The 5,800-nt window shown below is 71.1% G+C and carries 5 protein-coding genes; 2 read left to right on the top strand and 3 right to left on the bottom strand.

The features are described from left to right. Positions 1-452 precede the first annotated feature (452 nt). From AOK08_RS27470 to AOK08_RS27460, 3 genes are read right to left on the bottom strand one after another with little or no spacing between them, the layout of a single operon-like run. Complete coding sequence (locus AOK08_RS27470; RefSeq protein ID WP_055530960.1) at positions 453-1,235, bottom strand: 3-oxoacyl-ACP reductase; 783 nt, start codon at positions 1,233-1,235, stop codon at positions 453-455. Beyond that, complete coding sequence (locus AOK08_RS27465) at positions 1,232-2,659, bottom strand: aldehyde dehydrogenase family protein (protein ID WP_055530958.1); 1,428 nt, start codon at positions 2,657-2,659, stop codon at positions 1,232-1,234. The genes AOK08_RS27470 and AOK08_RS27465 overlap by 4 nt, the downstream gene beginning before the upstream one ends. Then, a complete protein-coding gene (locus AOK08_RS27460) occupies positions 2,659-4,029 on the bottom strand; it encodes a glutamine synthetase family protein (RefSeq protein WP_055530956.1) in 1,371 nt (456 codons plus the stop codon). The genes AOK08_RS27465 and AOK08_RS27460 overlap by 1 nt, the downstream gene beginning before the upstream one ends. A gap of 95 nt (positions 4,030-4,124) precedes the next feature. Here AOK08_RS27460 and AOK08_RS27455 point away from each other — a divergent pair, with 95 nt between their 5' ends. Next, the gene (locus tag AOK08_RS27455; protein ID WP_055530954.1) at positions 4,125-4,859 is read left to right on the top strand and encodes a FadR/GntR family transcriptional regulator; all 735 of its coding nucleotides are present in this window, start codon (positions 4,125-4,127) and stop codon (positions 4,857-4,859) included. 138 nt (positions 4,860-4,997) lie between these two features. Continuing rightward, positions 4,998-5,705 carry a gamma-glutamyl-gamma-aminobutyrate hydrolase family protein gene (locus tag AOK08_RS27450; protein ID WP_241827108.1) on the top strand — a complete coding sequence of 236 codons (708 nt, stop codon included), beginning with the start codon at positions 4,998-5,000 and terminating at the stop codon, positions 5,703-5,705. Positions 5,706-5,800 lie beyond the last annotated feature (95 nt).

Genomic DNA, 5,800 nt, shown 5'->3' with positions numbered 1-5,800 from the left:
GGTGGCTGGGTGGTCGGGCGCGGGGGGATGAAGGCGCTCCGCGCTTCCGTGCTCATGCACCCCCCCGTTTCCTCGTACCGGCGCAGGGCCGCGGAGTCCGTGCGGCGCGGGACGCGGCCGTCCTGGCAGGCATACCCGCGCCTGCGGGCGGCCATCCGGGCGCGTACCTCCGCGCGCGGTGGCTCCTCCCTGCGTGAAGCGTCACTCTACGGGTTGCCCCCCACCGGACGGGAACCAGTCCACGTCCTCCGGGGCTTCTGCCCGGATCGTCCCCCTACCCTGCGGTAATCGTGTCCGGCGGGCCGAGTCGATCATCGGTGGGCGGCCCGGGTACGCCGCGCCGCCGGTCCGGGCGGGCGGCGTGTCCCGACCCGTTCCGTGCGGTTTCCCGGGTGTTCCAACCCCGGGAAACCGTACGGCTGTTGAGCACAGATGCCGGATGCGACCGCCGGCTACACGGGCGTGACGTACGCGCCCGCGATGCCGCCGTCGACCAGGAAGTCCGTGGCGTTGACGAACGACGAGTCGTCGCTGGCCAGGAAGGCGACGGCGGCGGCGATCTCGTCGGCCTCGGCGAAGCGTCCGACCGGGATGTGGACGAGCCGGCGGGCGGCGCGCTCCGGGTCCTTGGCGAACAGTTCCTGGAGGAGCGGGGTGTTCACCGGGCCGGGGCAGAGTGCGTTGACGCGGATGCCTTCCCGGGCGAACTGCACGCCCAGTTCTCGGGTCATCGCGAGGACACCGCCCTTGGACGCGGTGTACGAGATCTGGGACGTCGCCGCGCCCATCCTCGCCACGAACGAGGCCGTGTTGATGATCGAGCCCTTGCCCTGGCGCCGCATGTAGGGGATCGCGGCCTTGCAGCACAGGAAGACGGAGGTGAGGTTGACCTCCTGGACGCGCTTCCAGGCCTCCAGGCCGGTGTCCAGGATGGAGTCGTCGTCGGGCGGCGAGATACCGGCGTTGTTGAACGCGATGTCGACGCTGCCGTAGGTGTCGTACGCCGTCTTGAAGAGCGCCTCGACCTCGTCGGGGTCGGTGACGTCGACCTTGACGAAGAGCCCGCCCACCTCGTCGGCGGCGGCCTTCCCGCGGGTCTCGTCGACGTCGCCGCAGACGACGTTCGCGCCCTCGGAGGCGAGCCTGCGCGCGGTGGCGAGGCCGATGCCGCTGCCGGCACCGGTGATGACGGCGGTACGGCCGACGAGACGGCGGCAAATGCTCTCTGCGGTCACTGTGTGGGGCCTTCCGTGCTGAGGGTGCTGATGAAGACGTTCTTGGTCTCGGTGAAGGCGGTGAGGGCGTCCGGGCCGAGCTCGCGGCCGATCCCGGACTGCTTGAAGCCGCCGAAGGGGGTCCAATAACGCACGCTGGAGTGCGAGTTGACGGAGAGGTTGCCTGCCCGGACGGCCTGCGAGACGCGCAGCGCGCGACCCACGTCCCGGGTCCAGATGGAGCCGGAGAGGCCGTAGTCGGTGCCGTTGGCGAGCTCGATCGCGTCCGCCTCGTCCTCGAAGGGGAGGACGACCGCGACCGGTCCGAAGACCTCCTCGACGGCCACGCGCGCGTGCGGGTCGACGTCGGTGAGGACGGTGGGCGGGAACCAGAAACCGGGGCCCTCGGGCGCCTCGCCCCGGATACCGGTCAGGTCGTCGGTGACGTACGCGCGTACGCGGTCCAGTTGGACCCTGGAGATCAGCGGGCCCATCTGGGTCTTCTCGTCCGCCGGGTCGCCGACGAGGACGGACTCGACGGCGGGGGCGAGGAGTTCGAGGAAGCGGTCGTGCACGGAGCGCTGGACGAGGATGCGGGTGCGGGCGCAGCAGTCCTGGCCGGAGTTGTCGAGGAAGGACATGGGTGTCGCCGCTGCGGCGGCCTCGATGTCCGCGTCGGCGAAGACGATGTTGGGGCTCTTGCCGCCGAGTTCGAGGGTGACGCGCTTGAGGAGCGCCGACCCCTTCGCCAGCACCTGCTTGCCCACGCCGGTCGACCCGGTGAAGACGATCTTCGCGACGCCCGGGTGCTCGACGAGCGCGTTGCCCGCGACGGGGCCGTGGCCCGGCAGCACCTGGAAGAGGCCCTCGGGCAGGCCTGCCTCCAGGGCGAGTTCGGCCAGGCGCAGGGCGGTCAGGGGGGTGGTCTCGGCGGGCTTGAGGATCACCGCGTTGCCGGCGGCGAGTGCCGGGGCCGTCCCCCAAGCCGCGATGGGCATGGGGAAGTTCCAGGGCGCGATGACGCCGACGACGCCGAGCGGTTCGAGGATGGTGATGTCGAGGCCGCCCGCGACCGGGATCTGACGCCCGGTCAGCCGCTCCACCCCTCCCGCCGCGTAGTCGAGCAGGTCGCGGACGTTGCCGGCCTCCCAGCGCGCGTTGCCGATGACGTGTCCGGCCTCCCGCACCTCCAACTGGGCCAGTTCTTCGAGGTGTTCGTCGACGGTGGCCGCGAAGCGGCGCAGCAGGCGGGCTCGGTCGGCGGGCGCGAGGGCGGCCCAGCGTGCCTGCGCGTGCGTGGCCCGTACGACGGCCGCGTCCACGTCCTCGCGGGTGGCGGCGGGGACGGTGGCGACGATGTCCTCGGTGGCGGGATTGAGAACGCGGAGCTCATGCTCGTACTCGTACTCGTACGACAAGGAAGAACCTTTCACGGGTGTTCGCATCACAGGCGTTCGAAGGAGCGGCGAAGCTCCCAGTCGGTCACCGCGGCGTCGAAGGCGTCGAGTTCGACGCGTGCCATGTTGCGGTAGTGGGCGACCACCTCGTCGCCGAAGGCGGCCTGGGCGATGGGGCTGTTCTCCCACAGCTCGGCGGCCTCGCGCAGGGTGGTCGGGACGTGCGCGTACTCACCGGCGTACGCGTTCCCGGCGCACACCTCGGGCAGTTCCAGTTTGTGCTCGATGCCGTACAGCCCCGCCGCGACGAGCCCGGCGACGGCGAGGTACGGGTTGACGTCACCGCCGGGCAGCCGGTTCTCGAACCGCATGGACCGGCCGTGGCCGACGATCCGCAGCGCGCAGGTGCGGTTGTCGTAGCCCCAGGCGACGGCGGTCGGCGCGAAGGAGCCCGGCTGGAATCTCTTGTACGAGTTGATGTTGGGCGCGTAGAGGAGCGAGAAGTCCCGCAGCGCGGCGAGCTGCCCGGCGAGGAAGTACCGCATCACCTCGGACATGCCGCCCGGGTCGTCCGAGGTACCGGCCATGACGTTCTTGCCGTCCGCGTCCGCGAGCGAGAGATGAATATGGCAGGAGTTGCCCTCGCGCTCGTTGTACTTGGCCATGAAGGTGAGCGAGCAGCCCTCCTGGCTCGCGATCTCCTTGGCGCCGGTCTTGTAGATGGCGTGCTGGTCGCAGGTGACGAGGGCGTCGTCGTACTTGAAGGCGATCTCGTGCTGGCCCGGATTGCACTCGCCCTTGGCGGACTCCACGGTCAGTCCGGCGGCCGTCATCTCGTTCCGGATGCGGCGCAGCAGCGGCTCGATGCGGCCGGTGCCGAGGACGGAGTAGTCGACGTTGTACTGGTTCGCCGGGGTCAGGCCGCGATAGTGCGCGTCCCAGGCCTGCTCGTAGGTGTCCTTGAAGACGATGAACTCGAGTTCGGTGCCGACCTTGGCGGTGAACCCGAGTTCGGCGAGCCGGTCGAGCTGGCGGCGGAGGATCTGGCGGGGCGCGGCGACGACCGGGGACCCGTCGTTCCAGGCGAGGTCGGCGACGAGGAAGGCCGTACCGGCGTTCCAGGGCAGGCGACGGAGCGTGGAGAGGTCCGGGTGCATGGCGAAGTCGCCGTACCCCCGCTCCCAGCTGGACATCGCGTAGCCGTCGACCGTGTTCATCTCGGTGTCGACGGCGAGGAGATAGTTGCAGCCCTCGGTGCCGTGCTCCAGGACGTCGTCGAGGAAGAAACGGGCGGCGAACCGCTTGCCCTGGAGCCGCCCTTGCATATCGGGGAAGGCCAGGACGACAGTGTCGATCTCTCCGCTCGCGACGAGGGCGTGCAGCTCCTCGACGCTGAGCGGGGGTGTGCGGTCTGCCACGGGAAAGCTCCTTCGGCTGCTGCGCGCTTTTTCGGCCGGGCCGGAAGCCATAAGGTATTGCGGAGAACCATTGCTTGGGAAGGGGGCACGGCGAGATGTCGATGGACGCGACGGACGGCTTGGCGGACCGGTTGACGCCGGTGCTGCGGCCCGTGCGGGCGGGCAACGGTTTCGAGGAGGCGCTGGAACAGATCCTCCAGGTGGTCCGGCTGGGCCTGGTGCCGGGCGGCGAGCGGCTGCCGGCCGAGCGCGACCTCGCCGAGCGGCTCGGGATCAGCCGGGTGACCCTGCGCGAGGTGCTGAAGGTACTCCAGGACCAGGGTCTCGTGGAGTCCCGGCGCGGCCGGTACGGCGGCACGTTCGTCCTTCCCCGGGACGCCTCGGGCGGCGAGGTGGAGCTGCGGCGGCGGATCAGCGCGGTCGACATCGAGGACGTACTGCGCTTCCGGGAGGTGCTGGAGGTGGGTGCGGCGGGGCTGTGCGCCCAGCACGGGCTGTCGGCGCAGCAGGCGGACCGGCTGCGGGAGGCGCTGGCACGCACCCAGGACGCGCCGCTGCCCGACTACCGCCGCCTGGACACCCTGCTCCACCTCACGCTCGCCGAACTGTGCGGCTCCCCCACGCTGACCTCGCAGTACGCGGCGGTACGGGCGACGGTGAACGACCTGCTGGACTGCATCCCGCTGCTGGTACGCAACCTGGAGCACTCGCAGCGCCAGCACGCGGCGCTGGTGGACGCGGTGCTCGACGGGGACACGGACGGGGCGCGGGAGATGATGCGGGAGCACTGTTCGGGGACGGCGGCGCTGTTGCGGGGTTTCCTGGCGTGACGCGGGTGGGGCACGGGGCATGGGTTGCCAGGCGGGCCGGGCGTCGGCAAAGGTATGGCAGTACGCCATTGAAAGCGCATGCCGTGCCGAAGGCCCGTACTGATGCCCGCTGGACGCCAAAGCCGTAGGGAGACCCTCGTGACGACGACCGGACGACGACCGCTCATCGGCGTCAGCACGTATCTGGAGGCCGGCACGAGGTGGGGTGCGTGGGACCTGCCGGCGGCGCTGCTGCCGGCCGGGTATCCGCGGCTCGTGCAGCGGGCCGGGGGCATCGCCGCGATGCTCCCGCCGGACGACCCGGCCCACGCCGCGGCGGTGGTCGCCCGGCTCGACGGTGTGGTGATCGCGGGCGGTCCCGACGTCGATCCGGCCCGGTACGGCGCCGAGCGCGACCCTCGTACGGGGCCGCCCGCCGAGGCACGCGACGCCTGGGAACTGGCCCTGATCGAGGCGGCCCTGGCGACCGGCACCCCGCTGCTGGGCATCTGCCGGGGCATGCAACTGCTGAATGTCGCCCTGGGCGGCACGCTGGTCCAGCACATCGACGGCCACGCGGAGTCACCGGGCGTCTTCGGCGCCCACACCGTGAAACCGGTACCGGGAACGCGGTACGCGGACGCGGTACCGGAGGCGACGACGGTACCGACGTTCCACCACCAGGCGGTGGACCGCCTGGGCCGGGGGCTCATGGCGTCGGCGTACGCGGAGGACGGGACGGTGGAGGCGGTGGAGGCGGAGGACCCCGGCTCCGGGTGGGTACTGGGCGTGCAGTGGCACCCGGAGATGGGCGAGGACCTGAGGGTGATGCGGGCACTGGTCGCTTCCAGCGGGTCCGACACGTAAGCCCGTGGCAGCGGTGTCTCCCACCCGCCCGCACCGTGGCTCCAGCCCAGGCCGGGCCATTCCAGCCCGTCCGGCGCTTGAGGACGAGGCCCCTT

The organism is Streptomyces graminilatus (assembly GCF_001418565.1).
GTDB lineage: Bacteria > Actinomycetota > Actinomycetes > Streptomycetales > Streptomycetaceae > Streptomyces > Streptomyces graminilatus.
The sequence above is the reverse complement of the archived record's forward strand: the minus strand, read 5'-3'. Positions and strand labels throughout refer to the sequence as shown.

Coding starts and splice junctions, on each gene's coding strand:
- AOK08_RS27465 (WP_055530958.1), bottom strand. CDS start 2,659: ATGCGAACACCCGTGAAAGGTTCTTCCTTGTCGTACGAGTACGAGTAC.
- AOK08_RS27455 (WP_055530954.1), top strand. CDS start 4,125: ATGTCGATGGACGCGACGGACGGCTTGGCGGACCGGTTGACGCCGGTG.